Here is an 18,695-nt window from a genome sequence, read left to right as displayed (position 1 = left end):
TCCTTAGTTGCGCACGGGCTTGCCGGTGGACAGCATGCCCATGATGCGTTCCTGCGTTTTGGCGTTCTCCAGCAGGCTGCAGAAGGCTTTGCGCTCCAGGGTCATGAGGTATTCCTCGGTGACCAGGGTGCCGTTGTCAACGTCGCCGCCGGTCACCACACCGGCGATCAGGCTGGCGATGTGGAAGTCGTGCTGGCTGATGAAGCCGCCGTCGCGCATGTTGACGAGCTGGCCCTGGATGGTGGCTTTGCCATTGCGGCCTGCCACCAGAAACTGGCGTTTGTGCGGGGCGCGGTAACCGCTGGAGGCCATGGCCTTGGCCTCGTTCAGCGCGACAAACAGCAGCTCGTCCTTGTTGGGCACGATGACATCAGACTCCAGCAGATAGCCCAGCTTGCGCGACTCCAGTGCGCTGGTGCCCACCTTGGCCATCGCAGCAGCGGTAAAACCTTCGGTCAGGAAGGGCAGCAGGTCTTTGTGCACCGACAGGGCGGCATTCTCAGCCGCCCGACGGGCGATGTAGGTCAGGCCGCCCGCGCCGGGCACCAGGCCCACACCGACTTCCACCAGTCCGATATAGCTCTCCATCGCCACCACGCGGCGGGCGGAGTACACCGCCAACTCGCAACCACCGCCCAGCGCCAAGCCGCGGATGGCAGAGACCACCGGCACATTGGCGTAACGGATTTTCAGCATCACGTTTTGCAGCGCTTTTTCCATCTTGTTGATGGCACCCGCGCCGCCCATCATGAAGCCGGGCAACATGGCCTGCAGATCGGCACCGGCGCTGAAGGGCTCGTCACCCGACCAGATGACCACACCAGCGTAGTCCTTCTCGGCCAGATCGACCGCCCGGGCCAGACCCTCCGACACTTCGGGGCTGATGGCGTGCATCTTGGTTTTGATGCTGGCGATGACGATCTGGTCATCCAGCGTCCACAGGCGTATGGCCTTGTCTTCATGCAAGGTTTTGCCTGCCGTCTCAAAACCGCCGCCTAAGCCCAGGCCCTGGGTGTGGCCGGAGATTTTTTCAGGGAATAGCTGCCTGGCGTAAACAGGTAGTGCATGGCGTGCTACAAATTTTGAAGTAGACGGGTTCCACGAACCTTCGGCGGTGTGGACTCCGCCCGCCTCGGCCACCGGGCCTTTGAACACCCAGTCGGGCAAAGGTGCATTGCTCAGGGCCTTGCCTACGGCAATGTCTTCATTGATCCAGTTCGCCACGGTGAGCCAGCCGGCTTCTTGCCACAGCTCGAACGGTCCTTGCTGCATGCCGAAGCCCCAGCGCATCGCCAGATCGACATCGCGGGCGGTGTCGGCAATCGTCTGCAGGTGCACAGCAGCGTAGTGGAAGCTGTTGCGCAAAATCGCCCACAGGAATTGCCCCTGGGGGCCTTCGCTGCTACGCAGCAGGGCCAGGCGCTCGGCAGCGGGCCTTTTCAGCATGCGGCCATAGACCTCGTCGGCCTTTTCGCCACCGGGCACATAGGTCGCGCTGGCCGCGTCGAAGCGCAGCACATCACGACCCACCTTCTTGAAGAAGCCCGCCTTGGTTTTCTGGCCCAGGTTCTTCATGTCCAGCAGTTGGGCCAGCACCGGCGGCGTGCCGTAGCTGCCGTAGAAGGGGTCGGTCTCTAAACTCAGGTTGTCTTGCAGCGTCTTGACCACGTGGGCCATCGTGTCCAGGCCCACCACGTCGGCAGTGCGGAAGGTGCCCGAGCTGGCACGGCCCAGGCGCTTGCCAGTCAGATCGTCCACCACGTCATAGGTCAGGCCGAACTTGCTGGTCTCGCCGATGATGCCTAGCATGCCCGCGATACCCACCCGGTTGGCGATGAAGTTGGGCGTGTCCTTGGCCCGCACCACGCCCTTGCCCAGGCTGGTGGTGACGAAGGCTTCGAGCTGGTCCAGCGCTTCCGGCTGGGTGGTGGGCGTGTTGATCAACTCCACCAGGTACATGTAGCGCGGCGGGTTGAAGAAGTGGATGCCGCAAAAGCGCGGCTTGATCTCCTCGGGCAAGGCTTCGCTGAGCTTGGTGATCGACAGGCCCGAGGTGTTGGAAGCCACCAGCGCATGCGGGGCGACGAAGGGCGCAATCTTCTTGTACAGATCGAGCTTCCAATCCATGCGCTCGGCGATGGCCTCAATGATGAGGTCGCAGTCTTTCAGCTGGTCCAGGTGGTCGTCGTAATTCGCCTGCTGGATCAGGTCGGCATCTTCGGCCACGCCCAGCGGCGCGGGCTTGAGCTTCTTCAGGTTGGCGATAGCCTTGGCGGTGATGCCGTTGGCCAGGCCCTCTTTGGCCTTCAGGTCGAACAGCACGACCTGCACTTTGACGTTGACCAGGTGCGCAGCAATCTGCGCGCCCATCACGCCTGCGCCGAGGACGGCGACTTTTTTGATCGGGAATCGGGACATAAGCGTCTTTCGAATTTACTGAATACGTTGCCAGATTTGGGTGCGGTAGAAGGGGCCGATATAGCCGCGCACCTGGAGTTTTTTGCCGTCTTCCAGCGGCTCCATACGCAGGGTGTAGTTCTTGCCGTTGTCGGGGTCGAGGATCTTGCCGTCTTCCCACACGTCCTTGCCCTCGGCCTTCTTGGCACCACGGATGATTTCCATGCCGACCTTGGGCTTGTCCTTGCGGTCGTCGGTGCACTGGCCGCAGTTGGGCTCACCGTTGGTGACCAACGACTTTTCGATCACGCCACTGAGCACGCTACCGCTGGCGGTGATGCGGATTTCGGCCTTGGGCTGGCCGGTCTTGTCGTCGATATTGCGCCACAGACCCTCGGGTGTCATTTGGGCAAATACGCCGCCAGCGCAGACCAGTCCTACAGTAAGTGCTATTATTTTTTTCATTTTGTCTCCAGGGTGGGCTTTAGGCAAGAGCCGCGTCGGTGTCCATGAGGGACTTGCTGCCGCTGCGGATGGTGCGCATCAGCGTCGCGGTTTCAGGGAACAGTTTGGCGAAGTAGAAGCGCGCGGTTTGTACTTTGGCCAGGTAGAACGGATCGTTGTTACCGGCGGCGATCTCGCGCAGAGCCACCTGGGCCATGCGGGCCCAGAAGTAGCCAAACACCAGGTGCCCGGCCACGCGCAGGTAGTCCACAGCAGCCGCGCCCACTTCGTCGGCATTCTGAAAGCCCTTGAAACCGACTTCGGTGGTGAGCTTGGTAACCTGGTCGCCCAGGATGGCGATGGGGGTGATGAACTCACCCATCTTCTCGTTCACGCCTTCTTCTTCCACCAGCGCAGCCACCAGGCGGCCAAACTTTTTGAGCGTGGCACCGTTGTTGCCCAGCACCTTGCGGCCCAGCAGGTCCAGGCTCTGGATGGTGTTGGTGCCTTCGTAAATCATGTTGATGCGGTTGTCGCGCACGTACTGCTCCATGCCCCATTCCTTGATGAAGCCGTGGCCGCCGAAGACCTGCATGCAGGCATTGGTGGCGATGTGGCCGTTGTCGGTGAGGAAGGCTTTGACGATGGGTGTCAGCAGGGCCAGCATCTCACCGGCATCGGCACGCACCTTCTCATCGGGATGGCTGTGCTCTTTGTCCAGCAGCACGCCGCAGAAGATGCCCAGGGCGCGGCCGCCTTCGGCGTAGGCCTTGGCGGTAAGCAGCATCTTGCGCACATCGGGGTGCACGATGATGGGATCGGCCGGTTTGTCCTTGGCCTTGGTGCCGGACAGCGAACGCATCTGGATGCGGTCTTTGGCGTAGGCCAGGGCATTTTGGTAGGCCACTTCGGTCAGGCCCAGCGACTGGTTGCCCACGCCCAGGCGGGCGGCATTCATCATCACAAACATGGCCGCCAAACCCTTGTTGGGCTGGCCCACGATGGTGCCGATCGCACCGTCCAGCACCATCTGGCAGGTGGAGTTGCCGTGGATGCCCATCTTGTGCTCCAGACCGCCACAGTAGATACCGTTGCGCTTGCCCAGCGTGCCATCGGCAGCCGCATGGAATTTGGGCACCGCAAACAGGCTGATGCCCTTGCTGCCCACAGGTGCGTCCGGCAGGCGGGCCAACACCAGGTGGACGATGTTGGCGGCCAGGTCGTGCTCACCGGCGCTGATGAAGATCTTGTTGCCGGTCAATGCATACGTGCCATCCGCAGAACCGTCAACGATAGGTTCAGCCTTGGTGCGCAGCAGGCCCAGATCGGTGCCGCAGTGCGGCTCGGTCAGGCACATGCTGCCGGTCCATTCGCCGCTGGTAAGGCGGGGCAGGTACAGGGCTTTTTGCGCGTCGGTGCCATGGGCGTGCAGGGCCTCGTAGGCACCGTGCGACAGGCCGGGGTACATGGTCCAGGCCTGGTTGGCCGAGTTCAGCATTTCGTAGAAGCACTGGTTGACCACAAACGGCAGGCCCTGGCCGCCGTAGGCCGGGTCGCAGCTCAACGCCGCCCAGCCGCCTTGCACGTACTGGGCGTAGGCCTCCTTGAAGCCCTTGGGGGCGGTGACTTCGTGGGTGGTCTTGTCCAGCGTGCAACCTTCGGCATCACCGCTGATGTTCAACGGAAAAGCCACTTCGGAGGCGAACTTGCCGCCCTCTTCCAGGATGGCGCTGATGGTGTCGGCATCGGTGTCCGCGTGCTGCGGCATCAGCTTGAGGTCGTCGGTGACCTTGAGCACTTCGTGCATCACAAATTGCATGTCGCGCAGCGGAGGGGTGTAGTTTGGCATGGTGGCTCCTTGGAATTTTTAAAAGGTTGATTTCAGAGGGCTTTATGGCGCAGGAGGCTGTCCGTAGCGCGCCAGGAGGTGGAAAAAACCGGTATTGGCACGGTCTACCGCACCGGGATTCTTCAAAAAACGGTGCTCATAGTGCAACGACAAAATCAAACCGTGTATCTCAAAGGCGACTTGGCGCTCGTCGGCATCGGCGCGCAGGTCGCCGACCTCTTTGGCCTGCACCACGGCGCGGCAAAAGGCCGACAGCCAGGCCTGCACCGAGTTGGCCAGCGCATCCCGCACCGGGCCAGGCCGGTCGTCAAACTCGACCGCGCCGCTGATGAAAATGCAGCCCGATTGCAGCTCGATGGCCACGCGCTGCATCCAATTGGCAAACAGCGCCTGCAGCCGCGGCAAGCCGCGCCGGGCCTGCATGGCGGGGTAGAACACCTCGGCCTCGAACTGGCGGTAGTACTCGCGGATGACGGAGATCTGCAGCTCTTCGCGCGAGCCGAAATGGGCAAACACGCCAGACTTGCTCATCTGCGTGACGTCGGCCAGCGCGCCGATGCTCAGGCCTTCGAGCCCGATGTGGCTGGCCAGACCTAAAGCGGCCTCGATGATCGAGGCCTTGGTCTGGCGGCCCTTGAGCAAAGCGCGGCCATCCAGGGGGGCATCGCGGGCGACTTTGGCAGGATGTTCGGTGAGGGCCATGGGTTTAAATTGAAAAATACGAACGATCGTGCTATTTTTCAGAATTTAACCAGACTTGGTTTCAAAAGTCTACCGATGGGAACGCATTTTTTGCGCCTGAGCGACAGGGTAAACCCATGGCCCGGTAACGAAAAAGACCGCAGCGAAGCAGCGGTCTTTTTTAGGGTGCAAACATCAAATGCTATGTATTTAATAGCTACTAGCGTAGACTATACATGCGCTAGCGGCCTAAAAAGCATAAAACCCACGCTAGGCCGCTACAGCTTGAATGCCACCACTTCCTGGTGCTGCTCGCCCAGGCCGTCGATCCCCAGGGCCATGGTGTCGCCCTTCTTCAGGAACTTGGGCGGCTTCATGCCCAGGCCCACGCCGGGGGGGGTGCCAGTGGTGATCACGTCGCCGGGCATCAGGGTCATGAACTGGCTGACGTAGCTGACGATCTTGGCCACGGTGAAGACCATGGTTTTGGTGTTGCCGGTCTGCACGCGCTGGCCGTTCACGTCCAGCCACATGCCGAGTTTTTGCGGATTCGGCACTTCGTCGCGCGTCACCAGCCAGGGGCCGAGCGGGCCGAAAGTATCGCAGCCTTTGCCCTTGTCCCATGTGCCGCCGCGCTCCAGTTGGTATTCGCGCTCGCTGATGTCGTTGATGGTGCAGTAGCCCGCCACAAAGTTGAGGGCGTCTTTTTGCGACACGTAGCGCGCCTGGGTGCCAATGACCACGCCCAGCTCCACCTCCCAGTCGGTCTTTTTCGAGCCCTTGGGCAGCATGATGGGGTCATTGGGTCCCTGGATGCAGCTGGTGGCCTTCATGAACACCACCGGCTCAGCAGGGATCGGCAGGCCGGATTCGGCGGCGTGGTCGGCGTAGTTCAGGCCGATGGCGATGAACTTGCCCACGCGGGCCACCGGGCTGCCCATGCGCGGCTTGCCTTTGACCAGCGGCAGCTTGGCGGTATTGAGCTTGGCGATCTTCGCCAGCGCGGCATCGCCGAGTTGTTCTGGCCCAATATCTTTAAGCTCTTTGCTGAGGTCACGCAGCTTGCCTTCGGCATCAATCAGACCGGGCTTTTCTTTGCCGGGCTTGCCATAACGAACGAGTTTCATAGTTTATTTCCGTTGAAAAATAAGAAAAATCACCACCCCTGTTTCAGCCAGAACGCACGCCCCCCAGGAACACCGCAGAACTGGCTTTGCCAGGCTGCTGGTGTTGCCCCCTGCGTGTCGCATCGGTTTTGGCAAACCGATGCGAGGGGGGTTGGCGAAAGATGCGTAGCACTGCAGCCTGGGGGTGTGCCATTAAATAGTCATGCCGCCATCGACGGAGTACGTCTGCCCGGTGGCAAATATGGATTCATCGCTGGCCAAAAATACCACGATGGGCACGATCTCGTGGGCCTGCGCCAGCCGCCCCATCGGTTGGCGGGCAATGAAGGCCTTGCGGGCGGCCACGGGGTCGGCGTTGGCGTTGATGCGGTCGGCCAGCGAGGGCGTGTCCACCGTGCCGGGGGCGATGGCGTTGCAGCGTATGCCCTGGGCCACGTAATCGGCGGCCACACTCTTGGTCAGACCAATCACGGCCGCCTTGGTGGTGCCGTACACACAGCGGTTGGGCAGTCCCTTGATGCTGCTGCACACGCTGGCCATGTTGATGATGCTGCCGGCGCCCTGCGCCAGCATGCGCGGCAGCGCGGCCTGGATGGCCCACATCTGCGCCTGCACATTGAGCAAAAAGGCAAACTCCAACTCGCTGTTTTGTACTTCCAGCACCGTGCCGTTGTGCACCACGCCCGCGCAGTTGAACAGCACGTCGATGCGTGGCATGCGGGCCACCAGTGCCTGGATGGCGGCCTGGTCGCGCACGTCCAGCGGCAGCGCGGTCACGTTGGCCACGCCCTCGTAGCTGGCCAGCAGCGTCGGGTTCACGTCGGTGGCCCACACCTGGGCACCCTCGGCCGCCATGGCCAGCACGGCCGCCTGGCCAATGCCTTGCCCGGCGGCGGTGACCAGCGCGGTTTTTCCTGAAAGTCGCATGCTTCAGCTCCAAAAAGTGGGGTTTTGCCCGATGGGCGGTGGGACAATCTGTGAGATTATGAATTGGCCTTACCACTTTACCAATTAAGGCTAACCCTTAAACTTTCAACCCATGCCCCTGCAACCCCTGGAACCCCAGCGCCTGTACCGCCAGATTGCCGACCAACTGCGTGCCGGCATGCTGTCGGGCGAATACGCCGTGGGACACCGCCTGCCGGCCGAGCGCGAGCTGGCCGTGCTGCTGGGCGTGAGCCGCCCGTCGGTGCGCGAGGCGCTGATTGCGCTGGAAGTGGAAGGCTGGGTCGAGGTGCGCACCGGCTCGGGCATCTACGTGCTGGAGCGCAACCAGAGTGGCCAGGGCAGCAAGGGCACGCCGGTGGCCGCCACCGAATGGGGGCCGCTGGAGCTGATCCGCGCGCGCCGCGTGGTGGAGGGCGAAACCGCCGCCCTGGCAGCCACCCTGGCCCTGCCCGCGCACCTGGCTGCCATGGACCAGGCCCTGCAGACCATGCGCGAAGAGGCCGCCCTGGGCCAGCCCCCGCTGGAGGGCGACAGGGCCTTCCACTCGGCCATCGTGCAAGCCTGCGGCAACACGGTGCTGATTGAAACCGTGCACAGCTATTGGGATGCGCGGCGCGGCCACCTGTTTACCCGGCTAGGCGGCTACTTTGAGACCCCGCGCTCCTGGCGCACCGCATTGAAAGAGCACCAGGCCATCCTGGCCGCCATCCGCGCCCAAGACCCGGCCGCCGCCCGTGCCGCCATGCACGCCCACATGGACAAATCCCACCACCGGCTCAACGCCAGTTGGCAAAACGCCAATCCGGCTTAACCCAAACAAAATACCCCCCTATGACCACCGCCCCCTTCATCCGCCTCCACCCCGCCGACGACGTACTCATTGCCCGCAGCCAGCTGCTCAGCGGTGCCTCCGTGGAGGGCATCGCCGTCAAAGGCATGGTGCCGCCTGGCCACAAAATCGCCACCCATGCCATTGCAGCAGGCGCGCCGGTGCGGCGCTACAACCAGGTGATCGGCTTCGCCAGCCGCGCCATTGGCCCCGGCGAGCATGTGCACACCCACAACCTGGACATGGGACCCGACAAGGGTGCGAACTCGGGTGTTGGTGCCCGCGACTACGCCTTTGGTGCCGATGTGAAACCCGCTGCACCCCGCCAAGAGGCCACGTTCATGGGCATACGCCGCGCCGATGGGCGGGTCGCCACGCGCAACTACATCGGCATCCTGAGCAGCGTCAATTGCTCGGCCACCGTAGCCCGCGCCATTGCCGCGCACTTTTCGCGCCAGACCAACCCGGCGGCACTGGCCGACTATCCGCACATCGACGGCGTGGTGGCCCTGACCCATGGCACCGGCTGCGGCATGGACGGCGAAGGCCTGGGCCTGCAGCTGCTGGAGCGCACCCTGGCGGGCTACGCACGCCACGCCAACTTCGGCGCGGTGGTCGTCGTGGGCCTGGGCTGTGAGGCCAACCAGATCAGCGCCTGGCTGGCCCACAGCAGCCTGCGCGAGGGCGATACCCTGCGCACCTTCAACATCCAGGACACCGGCGGCACCCGCCAGTCGGTGGACAAAGGCATTGCCCTGGTCACCGGCATGCTGGCCAGCGCCAACGCCGTCACCCGCGAGCCCTGTAGCGCGTCGCACATCACCATCGGCCTGCAGTGCGGTGGGTCGGATGGCTACTCGGGCATCAGCGCCAATCCGGCCCTGGGTGCGGCGGTGGATTTGCTGGTGGCCCATGGCGGCACCGCCATCCTCAGCGAAACGCCCGAGGTTTACGGGGCCGAGCACCTGCTGACGCGCCGCGCCGTAGCCCCCGCGATTGCCGAAAAGCTGATCAGCCGCATCCACTGGTGGGAGCACTACACCGAGATCAACGGCGGCGAGATGAACAACAACCCCTCCCCCGGCAACAAGGCCGGTGGCCTGACCACCATCCTGGAAAAGTCACTCGGTGCGGTGGCCAAGGGCGGCACCACCAACCTGGAAGGCGTGTTCGAGTACGCCGAGCCGGTGACGGCGCACGGCTTTGTGTTCATGGACACCCCCGGCTACGACCCGGTCAGCGCCACCGGCCAGGTCGCGGGTGGGGCGAATCTGATCTGCTTCACCACCGGCCGGGGCAGCGCCTACGGCTGCGCGCCCACGCCGTCGCTGAAGCTGGCGACCAACACCGCGCTGTGGAAGAAGCAAGAGGAAGACATGGACATCAACTGCGGCGAGATCATCGACGGCAGCAGCACGGTGCAGGCCATGGGCGAGCGGATTTTTGCGCTGATTTTGGCCACCGCCTCCGGCACACAAAGCAAGAGCGAGCGCCACGGCTACGGCCAGAACGAGTTCGTGCCCTGGCAAGTCGGCGCGGTGATGTAGACCCCCTCTTCTCGGTTTTTAACCGAGATTAGGAGGCGCAACGCCAGCTTTTAAAAATCCACCAGGCTCAGACCGACGCTCAGCACGGTGCGGCGGCGGTTGTAGTCGATCAGGCTGTCGCCGTAGCCGCTAAACAACTGGGTGTGCAGACGCAAGGCACTCTTTTTGTTGTCGTTGCCGGTCAGGGCTTTCAGCCACTCCAGGCGCACCGAGCCGCGGCTGTTCACCTTCAAGGAATTGCGCACCGTAGCCACCAGGGTGTTGTCGGGGTTGACGTTCCACGAGGCCAGCACTTCGCCGTGGCCGATGTAGTCGGTGATGTCGGGGTTGTCGTCGGCGCCGTTGCTCTCGTGGATGCGCTGCCAGGCGCGGGCCTGCACCCGCCACTGGTTGGATTGCTCGAACCCGGCCATCAGGTAGACACGGTTCCAGCTGCGCGACAAGGGCAGGCTCTGGCCGTTGGACTGGTGCACCAGGCCCACGCCGGTGTAGCGCAGCTTCCAGTCAAACGGCAGGGCCAGGGTGCTGGGGTAGACGTAGACCACTTCCGGCTCGTGGTCGGTGCTGCGGAATGGGCGCGACAGGTCGGGGCTGAACAGCTGCCAGTACGACTGCTGGGTGTAGCCAAACCACAGAGAATCGCTCAGGCCCGGGCTGCCCTGGGTCAGCATGCCCTGGGCAATCTTGGTCCGTACCGACACCTGGATGCGGGCTTCGGTGCGGCTGTAATTGATGGCCGATGTGGCCGTATGGCCCGCCGCCGGGGAACTGGGTTGGTCGTTCACGGTGTCGGCGGTCACTACCGACAGGCTGATGGGCCGGTAGCCACGGATGCCGAAAGTACCGCAGTTGCTGCCCGACTCCAGCTCCCAGAACCGCGACATTTCAGAATAACGCGCGTCTTTACAGCCCTGGTCGGCGGCAATGGCCAAGGCCACGGCCACGGGTTGGGGTGGTACCTCGGGCAGGGCAGCAGCCGCCGTGGCCAACGCGGCTGGGGCAGTGGGCACCGGGGCGGTGACCTGCTGGGCCAGTTCGTCGTAACAGGCCAGGCGGGCGGCCTTGTCATCGGTCAGGCGGCTGCAGGCCAACCAGGGCGCAGAGGTGGTGGCCTTGGCAATGGCCGAAGCGGTGTCGGCGGCGCTGGCCACCTGGGCCTGCGCGCCACCGCACAAGGTGGCCATGGCAGCGGCCATGGCGGTCCCCAGCGCAAAGTGCCTGGCGGGCTTCATTGCCAGCCCCCTTGCTTGCGCAGCACGAAGGGATGGGTTTGGTCGGTGAGTGCGTTGGTCCATAGTCCTTTGATTTCCTTGCCACATGATGTGTCTACGACCTGGCCGCTCCAGGTGGCGCTGATGCGCACGCCGTCGTCAGATTCTTCCAGCTGGAAGTCGCCGTGCTGCACGTCGCCTGCCAGCAAAGCTGGTTTCGCCTTGGCACCGTCGCGGTTGATGCTGCCCACTACGCTGTTGTCCTGCTCGGGGTCTTTTTGAAAGCGCACGCTGGCACCGCCGGGCTCGCCCTCAATCTCGGCGCGCCACAGGCCGTACAGGTGTACGGCGCTCAGGGCTTCCGGTGCCAGGCAGACGGCAGGTGTATTTTTAGCGGTGTTTTGGCCGCTGGCGCAGGTACTGATTACGCAAGCAGCTATAAAAAGTGTAGTAATTCGGAAGGTCATGGATTCTGTGCTGCCAGGGCGGCGGCAGCGTTGGCTTGCGATTTTTGGGCGAACTCGGCGCGCAGCGCCCGCAGCTTTTCGCGCGGGTCTTCTTTGATGGTGGCCTGGTCCAGCCCCATCTCCTTGATGAAGCGGCTGGGCTGGGCGGCCACGGTTTCACGGCCTTTTTTCTTCTTTTTGGTCCAGCTCACGGCCAGGCTGCGCTGGGCGCGGGTAATGCCCACGTACATCAGGCGGCGCTCTTCCTGCAGGCGCTGGGTGATGTCATCGGCCACCACCTGCTGGCGGCCCTCGTCGTCGTCCAGCTTGAAGGGCAGCATGCCCTCGGTTACGCCCGCCAGCATCACGTGCGGCCACTCCAGGCCCTTGGAGGCGTGCAGGGTCGAGAGCGTCACCACATCCGCATCCTTTTCGCGCTGGTTGATGGTGGACAGCAGGGCGATGGTCTGGGCCACTTCCAGTAGCGATTTGGTCTCGCGCATGGTGGTGGTGCCCGAATCTTCGTCGGTCTGGCCACCGGCACGGGCGGCCATCCAGTCGCAGAACTCCAGCACATTGGTCCAGCGGGCGGCGGCGACTTTTTCGCTGTCTTCACCGTCGTACAGGTGCTTTTCGTAGTCGATGTCTTTGAGCCACTGCAGCATGAAGGCCAGGGAATCTTCTGCGCCCACGGTGCGCCGGGCCTGGTATTCCAGGTCAGTCACGTAACGGCCAAACTCGTGCAGGCCGTCCAGCGCCTTGGCGGTCAGCAGCGCCCCCAGCGAGGACGTGAACAGCGACTCAAACAAACTCAGCTTGTACTGCGTGGCAAATTCGCCCAGCTTGCCCAGCGTCTGGTGGCCAATGCCGCGCTTGGGCGTGGTGATGCAGCGCAGAAACGCCGGGTCGTCGTCGCTATTGATCCACAGACGGAACCAGGCGCACAGGTCCTTGATCTCGGCCCGGTCAAAAAAGCCGGTGCCGCCGGACACCTTGTACGGAATCGCCGCCTTGCGCAGCGCCTTCTCGAACGGTTTGGCCTGGTGGTTGGCGCGGTACAGGATGGCGAAGTGGCGGTATTCCTGGTACTGCGGCCCCTGCACCACCGCTGCCGTACCGGCACGCAGGCTCTGGATGCGGGCCACGGCACGCTCGGCCTCGTGCTCTTCGTTGTCGGCATCCACCACCCGCACCGGCTCGCCTTCGCCCAGCTCGCTGAACAGGGTTTTGGGGTACAGCTTGGGATTCGGGCCAATCACGTTGTTGGCCGCCCGCAAGATGGCGCTGGTGGAGCGGTAGTTTTGCTCCAGCGTGATCACCTTGAGCTGCGGAAAGTCGATGGGCAGCTTCTTCAGATTGTCCAGCGTGGCCCCGCGCCAGCCGTAGATGGACTGGTCATCGTCGCCCACGGCGGTGAAGTGGGCCCGCTCGCCCACCAAATATTTGAGCACCTCGTACTGGGTGGCGTTGGTGTCTTGGTATTCGTCCACCAGCACGTGGTTCAGCACGCGCTGCCACTTGCTGCGCACCTCTTCATGGTCGCGCAGCAGGCGCAGCGGCAGGCTGATCAGGTCGTCAAAGTCTACGCTCTGGTAGGCGGTGAGGCGCTCTTCGTACAGCGCCATCACGCGGGCGGTGATGGCTTCGCTATCGTCGGCGGCCTGGGCGGCGGCCTGCTCGGCGTTCAGGCCCATGTTCTTCCACTTGCTGATGGTCCACTGCCAAGTGCGGGCCGTGGCCACATCGACGCTGCCGCCCGCGTCTTTCAAAATACCGGTCACGTCGTCGGCATCCAGAATGCTGAACTGGGGCTTCAGGCCCAGCAGCTTGCCGTCTTCGCGCACCATGCGCACACCCAGGGCGTGGAAGGTGCAAATCACCACGTCCTTGGCCTCGCGCCCGATCAGCGCCTTGGCCCGGTCACGCATTTCCATCGCCGCCTTGTTGGTAAAGGTGATGGCGGCAATGCTCTTGGGCGGCACGCCGGTTTCGATCAGTCGGCCAATCTTGTGCGTGATCACCCGTGTCTTGCCCGACCCCGCCCCCGCCAGCACCAGGCAGGGGCCGTGCAGGTAGTTCACAGCTTCTTGCTGGGCGGGGTTCATTCCGGCGGACATGGTGTGGGGGGATGCTTTGGACAAAGCGTTGGATCATACAGAGCGGGGCTGGTGGATTGGAGATCGGGGCTATTTCTTAAGAGTAAAAAGTGACCCTAGCGCATATTCAATATGCGTAATCTGCTATCAATTTAATATTTTTGATGGAAAGGGCAGTACGGGTGGTAGCCAATAGGAGTCAGATCATCCACGCGCGCTGAAAATTAGATTCCGCAGACCCGCTCAATCGCGTGTGTGCTCTGACCCCTATTGGCGGATAGGCAGCCCAAAAACATGCTCGACGCTAGATGCATGGAGGGTCGGCATTAAAGATTGCGGCTGTTGATTTGCGGTGCGGCGCGGGGGACCGCCCAGAGGGGTCAGAGCACAAATGCGGGTTATCGCCGGTCTTGCTCCGCCACCATGGGGTGCGCAATTGTGATCTGACCCCACTGGGCTACCGCGGCTTGGCAAACCCGCCATCCGCCCAGGCCACCGCCGTGCTGCGGTTCAGCTTGAAGCCTGCCGCCACCTTGACCTCGGCCAGGGTCTCGCCGCCGTCGTCTTGCGCGCTCAGCAAGGCGTAGGGGTTGTCTTCGTCGGGCACGATATCCAGGTTGACGGTGACGCGGCCTGCCTCAGCCGTGACGGTGATGCTCTGGTGCAGCGTGGCGTGGAGTTGCTGCTCGTGGCGGCGCACGAACTCGTTGGCGGTTTTGACCAGGGTGCTGAAGGCGTTGTGGTCCAGCGGCTTGGGGTTCTTTTTGTCGCGGCCCATGGTCCAGGGGCCAACTAGCGCCGGCTCGGGCTCGCCGTCTTTCACCATCGCCACGGCCCAGCCGTCGTCGTCTTCGTTCTTGATGACCCGCGCCGTCCAGCCGTCGCCGGTCCACAGGCGGGGTTCCTGGATTTTGGGGCTGTCTTCCGGCGCATCTTCGGGGGTGTCGGTGGTATCGGTCAAAGCGGTCAATGCAGTCAGTCAGTGGGAGGGATGGGGGGCGAATTTTAGGACCAGCAGCGCCAGCCCACACAAGCCCGCCCCGGCATAGAACGTGGCCGACGCGCCCAGTTGGTCCCACAGCAGGCCGGCCAACACGCTGGCTGCCAGCAGCGCCAGGCCGCTGGCCAGGTTGAAGAAGCCGTACGCGGTGCCGCGCAGCGCGGGTGGAGCGGTGGCGGCCACCATGGTGGCTAGCAGGCCCTGGGTGATGCCCATGTGCACGCCCCACAGGGTAACCCCGGCCAGCACCACGCCCCAGTGGCTGCTGTGTGCCAGCACCAGGTCGGCGGCGATCAGCACCACCAGGCCCAGCGCCAGCAGCTTTGTGTGGCCCATACGGTCCGACAGCTTGCCAAAGGGGTAGGCCGAACCAGCGTAGACGATGTTCATCGCCACCATCACCAGCGGCACCAGGGCTACGGGAATGCCGCCCTGCTGCGCCCGCAGCACTAGAAACGCCTCGCTGAAGCGCGCCATTGTGAACACAGCGCCCAGGCCCACCACCCACCAATACGCCGGGCCCAGGCTGCGCAGGTTGTGCCGGGTGATGGGGTTGCTGCGCCGGGCACCGGGCACCATAGGCGGCTCTTGCAGGCCGAAAAACAGCAGCACCACCGCCAGCAGTCCCGGCACCACGGCCACCCAGAACACCGCCCGGAAGTCGTTGGCCCACAGCAGCATCAGCACCACCGCCAGCAGCGGCCCGACGAACGCACCCACCGTGTCCAGCGACTGGCGCAGGCCAAAGGCGGCACCGCGCAGGTGGGCGGGCGCGATGTCGGCCACCAGCGCATCACGCGGCGCGCCGCGGATGCCCTTGCCCACCCGGTCGAGCAGCCGGGCGGTGAGCACCATGCCCATGCCGGGCGCGATGGCAAACAGCGGCTTGGTCAGCGCGCCCAGGCCGTACCCCAGCAGCGCCAGGCCTTTGCGGCGGCCCAGGTAGTCGCTCAGCGTGCCGGAGAACACTTTGACGATCAGTGCGGTAGATTCAGCCAGACCTTCGACCACGCCGACCAACAAGGCGCTGGCCCCCAGCGTGGACACCATGAAGAGCGGCAGCAGGCTGTGCACCATCTCCGACGAGATGTCCATCAGCAGGCTCACAAACCCCAGCACCCAGATGCCACGGGGAATTTGCCGCAAGGTGCTGGTGGGTTGGGTCATGGTAAATTTATAAGAAATAGGCCGTTTGTGCAGGTAGAGCCAGCGCAAGCAGCTATCTATTCAATAGCATCAAGCCTTCGCTGTGCGCTGCTGGGCCTGGCTGGCGGCCTGCTGCAATTCTCGCGCCATCGACGTGGCCAGGGTCAGCCGTCGCAGCAGCCAGGGGGTCAGGTCGTCTACCGCTGTGGGATCAGGCCGGGGCTGGAAAGGCTGGGCGGCGATGGATGGGACCTCGACTTCTCGCCAGGCGGGGGCTGCCACTTCTGTGGGGGGCGCGGCGGTCAGCTCCAGGGCGATTTGCTGCGCCGCCTCTTGCAACGCCGGGGTGGCCACGGCCATGTCGAGTTGGCTGCGGCGCAGCAACAGCAGCGACTTGATGGCGGTCAACTGCGCCAGCAATTGGTAGCTGCGCGCCTGCACCGCCTCCAGCGGGGCCAGCGGCGGGCGCACCTGGTCGGGTTCGGCCAGGCTGCGCTGGGTGGCCAGGGTCAGGGCCGACAGGCTATCGTAGGCCTCGCGCCGCGCCAGCCGCCAGGGCAGGTCGGACGCCTGCGCCGGTTCGCCTAACTCCAGCGCCAGCTTGGCGTGCTGCAACTGTGCCTGCAGGCTGCGCCGCACCAGGCCGGGCAACTGGCTGCGCTCCCAGGCGGGCAGCACGTAGCTGAACAGCCAGGCCAGGGCCGCGCCCAGCAGCGTGTCGCCCAGGCGCTCAAAAATCGCAAACGTGGGGGCCACGCCCACCAGCAACAGGTGGGCCTGCAACAGCCCGGCCAGCGTGGCAAAAATGCAGGTGAACAGGTAGCGGCGCAGCGCAAACGCGTGGGCCAGCCCCATGCTGAGCGCAATCACCAAAAACAGCGTGCGCGCGCCGGGGTGGGTGGCCAGCAGCGCCATCACCAGCACACAGCCCAGCAGCGTGCCCGCCACCCGCGCGTCGCGCCGCTGCAGCGTTTGCGCCAGGTTGCCGCGCATCACCACCACGATGGTGGTCAATATCCAGTAGTTGTGCGACACCCAGGGCAGGTGCAGCGACACCACGTAGCCCGCCGCCACCGCCAGCGTGGCCCGCAGCGCGTAGCGCAGGGTGGGAGCGCGCCAGCCCAGCTGCCCCAGCAGCGGTGCCCAGGCCCAGCGCGTGGGGCTGACAAACAGCTGCCACTGGGTGCGCACCGCCGCCAGCTCGGGGCTGGCATCGCCCCGCGCCAGCGCGGCCAGGTGCACGGCTTCGTCGTTGATGTGGCCAATGCGGTCGGCCATGTTGTGCAGCAGCGCGCTGGCATCGGGCGTGCCCACGGCCAGCGGCTCGGGCACCGCTTGCGCCTCGGGCCGCAGCGGCAGTACGCCCGCCAGGGAACTGCGCAGGTTGGCGATCGGCGCAATCGCCTGCATGCCGCGCCCCAGCAACAGCGACAGGCTCAGCGCCTCTAGCTGCTGGGCGGTGGTGTTGAGCACGTGTTGTAGCGCGGGCAGGGTGGCGCTGCTGCCGGGGTGCTGCAGCAAGGTGTCCAGGTCCAGATCGCAGGCCAGTTGGTGGTCGCGCGCCTCCAGCAGGCCCAGCAGCATGGCCGCCAGCCGGGTGCGCGCCGGGGTGGTGGGCGATTCGAGCACCACGTCGCGGGTGCTTTGCAGGTGGTCGGCAAAAGTGGCCTGCTGCTCCAGCATTTTGGCCAACAGCATTTGGGATTGGGTTTGCGGGTCGGCATGCGGCGCAAAACGCTGCGCCTGGGTGCGCAAAATCTGCGCAAAGCTGTGCAGGCACTCAGCCAGCAACTGGGTGCGAAAGCGGTTGTTCAGCCAGTGGGTGGTCAGCACACCCCACAGCAGGTACAGCCCCGCCCCCAGCGCAAACCAGCCGCCGTGCACCGCAATCATTTCCAGCGAAGCCGGGGGCGGGGCCGCCATCGAAAACAGCATGGAAAACAGCAGCGCAAACGTGATCGGCCCGCCGCGCTTGCCCCAGGCCATCACCATCACCGCCAAAAACGTGCCCGCCACAATCACCACGCCCAGCAGCAGCGTGTCGTCGCGCACCAGTTGCACCAGCATCGACAGCGGCGTGCCTATCAGCGGCGCGGGCAGCATCTGCATGAACTTGCGGCGGCGCGGCGCAGGCACGTCTGGCAGGCTGGTGATCAGCACTCCTACCGCCGCACTCGATGCCCCCGCCAGCCCGGCCGATTCGAACACCAGCAGCATGATCACCACCAGGCCCAGGGTGACGGTAAGGCCGTTGGTGACGTACTGGCTCAGGGCGACGCGCAGGAAGCGGTCGGTGTGGGCCAGGAGGCGGTCGGCTAGGGTGGGGCGCATGCAGGGCAATTTAGCAGAGTAGTTTGGGTGAAAGACTTATACTTGCACCAGTTTTTGTACAAGTTAAAGGACTTCACCATGCGCATCATCACCTACTCGGAAGCCCGCAGCTCGCTGAAATCGGTGCTGGACACCGTAAGCGACGATGCCGATGTCACCGTCATCAGCCGCCGCGATGGTGCCGATGCCGTGGTCATGTCGCTAGACCACTACCAAAGCATCATGGAAACCATGCACTTGCTCTCGACCCCGGCCAACGCCGCGCACCTGGCCAAGTCCATCGCCCAGCACAAAGCGGGCAAGGCCGTGCGCCGTGAGTTGGTGAAGGATTGAGCCGATGGCGCGCTCCATCCGATTCACCCCGGCGGCGTGGGCCGACTACACCTATTGGCAGGGGCAAGACAAGAAAACCTTGAAGCGCATCAACACCCTGATTGAAGCCGCAGCCCGCGAGCCCTTCGCAGGTATCGGCAAGCCCGAGCCGCTGATGGGCAACTTGGCGGGCTATTGGTCTCGGCGGATTGATGGGACGCACCGGCTGGTGTACGCGGTGGACGATGCGGATTTGGATGTGGTGGCTTGCCGGGGGCATTACGACGATTGAGGGGGCAGAAACGGCGGTTTTGCGATGCCGTACAGAGGG

Annotated in this window: 16 protein-coding genes; 4 read left to right on the top strand and 12 right to left on the bottom strand. The window is 64.0% G+C overall.

What is annotated here, in order from left to right; translation table 11 throughout:
* Nucleotides 1-3: 3 nt before the first annotated feature.
* From AC097L_RS03860 to AC097L_RS03835, 6 genes are all read right to left on the bottom strand, one after another.
* A complete protein-coding gene (locus AC097L_RS03860) occupies nucleotides 4-2,418 on the bottom strand; it encodes a 3-hydroxyacyl-CoA dehydrogenase/enoyl-CoA hydratase family protein (protein ID WP_479584848.1) in 2,415 nt (804 codons plus the stop codon).
* A gap of 15 nt (nucleotides 2,419-2,433) precedes the next feature.
* Nucleotides 2,434-2,862 (bottom strand): DUF2147 domain-containing protein, encoded by a 429-nt coding sequence (locus AC097L_RS03855; RefSeq protein ID WP_479584847.1) that lies wholly within the window; start codon nucleotides 2,860-2,862, stop codon nucleotides 2,434-2,436.
* Nucleotides 2,863-2,881: 19 nt separating this feature from the next.
* A complete protein-coding gene (locus AC097L_RS03850; RefSeq protein WP_479584846.1) occupies nucleotides 2,882-4,690 on the bottom strand; it encodes an acyl-CoA dehydrogenase C-terminal domain-containing protein in 1,809 nt (602 codons plus the stop codon).
* A 42-nt stretch (nucleotides 4,691-4,732) separates the two neighbouring features.
* Nucleotides 4,733-5,392 (bottom strand): TetR/AcrR family transcriptional regulator, encoded by a 660-nt coding sequence (locus AC097L_RS03845; RefSeq protein WP_479584845.1) that lies wholly within the window; start codon nucleotides 5,390-5,392, stop codon nucleotides 4,733-4,735.
* Nucleotides 5,393-5,649: 257 nt separating this feature from the next.
* Nucleotides 5,650-6,498 carry a fumarylacetoacetate hydrolase family protein gene (locus tag AC097L_RS03840; RefSeq protein ID WP_479584844.1) on the bottom strand — a complete coding sequence of 283 codons (849 nt, stop codon included), beginning with the start codon at nucleotides 6,496-6,498 and terminating at the stop codon, nucleotides 5,650-5,652.
* 192 nt (nucleotides 6,499-6,690) lie between these two features.
* Nucleotides 6,691-7,425, bottom strand: a complete 735-nt coding sequence (locus AC097L_RS03835) for an SDR family oxidoreductase (RefSeq protein WP_479584843.1) — start codon at nucleotides 7,423-7,425, stop codon at nucleotides 6,691-6,693.
* A 112-nt stretch (nucleotides 7,426-7,537) separates the two neighbouring features.
* On the opposite strand from AC097L_RS03835, the gene AC097L_RS03830 reads away from it, so the two are divergent.
* Both AC097L_RS03830 and AC097L_RS03825 read left to right on the top strand, forming a co-directional pair.
* Nucleotides 7,538-8,257 carry a FadR/GntR family transcriptional regulator gene (locus AC097L_RS03830; protein ID WP_479584842.1) on the top strand — a complete coding sequence of 240 codons (720 nt, stop codon included), beginning with the start codon at nucleotides 7,538-7,540 and terminating at the stop codon, nucleotides 8,255-8,257.
* 20 nt (nucleotides 8,258-8,277) lie between these two features.
* Nucleotides 8,278-9,822, top strand: a complete 1,545-nt coding sequence (locus AC097L_RS03825; protein WP_479584841.1) for a UxaA family hydrolase — start codon at nucleotides 8,278-8,280, stop codon at nucleotides 9,820-9,822.
* Nucleotides 9,823-9,872: 50 nt separating this feature from the next.
* On the opposite strand, the gene AC097L_RS03820 is transcribed toward AC097L_RS03825, so the two are convergent.
* The 6 genes from AC097L_RS03820 to AC097L_RS03795 all read right to left on the bottom strand — a co-directional run bounded on the left by AC097L_RS03820 (nucleotide 9,873) and on the right by AC097L_RS03795 (nucleotide 18,052).
* Entirely contained in the window at nucleotides 9,873-11,054 is a 1,182-nt protein-coding gene (locus tag AC097L_RS03820) for a phospholipase A (RefSeq protein ID WP_479584840.1), read from the bottom strand.
* Complete coding sequence (locus AC097L_RS03815) at nucleotides 11,051-11,500, bottom strand: hypothetical protein (protein ID WP_479584839.1); 450 nt, start codon at nucleotides 11,498-11,500, stop codon at nucleotides 11,051-11,053. Before AC097L_RS03815 ends, AC097L_RS03820 begins: the two co-directional genes overlap by 4 nt.
* Nucleotides 11,497-13,596, bottom strand: a complete 2,100-nt coding sequence (locus AC097L_RS03810; RefSeq protein ID WP_479584838.1) for an ATP-dependent helicase — start codon at nucleotides 13,594-13,596, stop codon at nucleotides 11,497-11,499. The genes AC097L_RS03815 and AC097L_RS03810 overlap by 4 nt, the downstream gene beginning before the upstream one ends.
* A 436-nt stretch (nucleotides 13,597-14,032) precedes the next feature.
* Complete coding sequence (locus AC097L_RS03805; RefSeq protein ID WP_479584837.1) at nucleotides 14,033-14,536, bottom strand: hypothetical protein; 504 nt, start codon at nucleotides 14,534-14,536, stop codon at nucleotides 14,033-14,035.
* An 18-nt stretch (nucleotides 14,537-14,554) separates the two neighbouring features.
* Nucleotides 14,555-15,742, bottom strand: a complete 1,188-nt coding sequence (locus tag AC097L_RS03800; RefSeq protein ID WP_479584836.1) for an MFS transporter — start codon at nucleotides 15,740-15,742, stop codon at nucleotides 14,555-14,557.
* A gap of 69 nt (nucleotides 15,743-15,811) precedes the next feature.
* Complete coding sequence (locus AC097L_RS03795) at nucleotides 15,812-18,052, bottom strand: FUSC family protein (RefSeq protein WP_479584835.1); 2,241 nt, start codon at nucleotides 18,050-18,052, stop codon at nucleotides 15,812-15,814.
* Between the two features lie 78 nt (nucleotides 18,053-18,130).
* Here AC097L_RS03795 and AC097L_RS03790 point away from each other — a divergent pair, with 78 nt between their 5' ends.
* Together AC097L_RS03790 and AC097L_RS03785 are read left to right on the top strand one after the other, a co-directional pair.
* Complete coding sequence (locus tag AC097L_RS03790) at nucleotides 18,131-18,385, top strand: type II toxin-antitoxin system Phd/YefM family antitoxin (RefSeq protein WP_479584834.1); 255 nt, start codon at nucleotides 18,131-18,133, stop codon at nucleotides 18,383-18,385.
* A gap of 4 nt (nucleotides 18,386-18,389) precedes the next feature.
* Nucleotides 18,390-18,656: a Txe/YoeB family addiction module toxin gene (locus tag AC097L_RS03785; protein WP_479584833.1), complete on the top strand. Its 267-nt coding sequence runs from the start codon at nucleotides 18,390-18,392 to the stop codon at nucleotides 18,654-18,656.
* Nucleotides 18,657-18,695: the final 39 nt, after the last annotated feature.

Source organism: Rhodoferax sp. RT5P35 (genome assembly GCF_056521385.1).
Note: the sequence above shows the minus strand (reverse complement) of the source record. Positions and strands in the feature narration are given on the sequence as shown.

Bases quoted from the DNA above. Each gene is read 5' to 3' on its own strand.
- AC097L_RS03860 (WP_479584848.1), bottom strand. From the start codon at position 2,418: ATGTCCCGATTCCCGATCAAAAAAGTCGCCGTCCTCGGCGCAGGCGTG.
- AC097L_RS03855 (WP_479584847.1), bottom strand. From the start codon at position 2,862: ATGAAAAAAATAATAGCACTTACTGTAGGACTGGTCTGCGCTGGCGGC.
- AC097L_RS03850 (WP_479584846.1), bottom strand. From the start codon at position 4,690: ATGCCAAACTACACCCCTCCGCTGCGCGACATGCAATTTGTGATGCAC.
- AC097L_RS03845 (WP_479584845.1), bottom strand. From the start codon at position 5,392: ATGGCCCTCACCGAACATCCTGCCAAAGTCGCCCGCGATGCCCCCCTG.
- AC097L_RS03840 (WP_479584844.1), bottom strand. From the start codon at position 6,498: ATGAAACTCGTTCGTTATGGCAAGCCCGGCAAAGAAAAGCCCGGTCTG.
- AC097L_RS03835 (WP_479584843.1), bottom strand. From the start codon at position 7,425: ATGCGACTTTCAGGAAAAACCGCGCTGGTCACCGCCGCCGGGCAAGGC.
- AC097L_RS03830 (WP_479584842.1), top strand. From the start codon at position 7,538: ATGCCCCTGCAACCCCTGGAACCCCAGCGCCTGTACCGCCAGATTGCC.
- AC097L_RS03825 (WP_479584841.1), top strand. From the start codon at position 8,278: ATGACCACCGCCCCCTTCATCCGCCTCCACCCCGCCGACGACGTACTC.
- AC097L_RS03820 (WP_479584840.1), bottom strand. From the start codon at position 11,054: ATGAAGCCCGCCAGGCACTTTGCGCTGGGGACCGCCATGGCCGCTGCC.
- AC097L_RS03815 (WP_479584839.1), bottom strand. From the start codon at position 11,500: ATGACCTTCCGAATTACTACACTTTTTATAGCTGCTTGCGTAATCAGT.
- AC097L_RS03810 (WP_479584838.1), bottom strand. From the start codon at position 13,596: ATGTCCGCCGGAATGAACCCCGCCCAGCAAGAAGCTGTGAACTACCTG.
- AC097L_RS03800 (WP_479584836.1), bottom strand. From the start codon at position 15,742: ATGACCCAACCCACCAGCACCTTGCGGCAAATTCCCCGTGGCATCTGG.
- AC097L_RS03795 (WP_479584835.1), bottom strand. From the start codon at position 18,052: ATGCGCCCCACCCTAGCCGACCGCCTCCTGGCCCACACCGACCGCTTC.
- AC097L_RS03790 (WP_479584834.1), top strand. From the start codon at position 18,131: ATGCGCATCATCACCTACTCGGAAGCCCGCAGCTCGCTGAAATCGGTG.
- AC097L_RS03785 (WP_479584833.1), top strand. From the start codon at position 18,390: ATGGCGCGCTCCATCCGATTCACCCCGGCGGCGTGGGCCGACTACACC.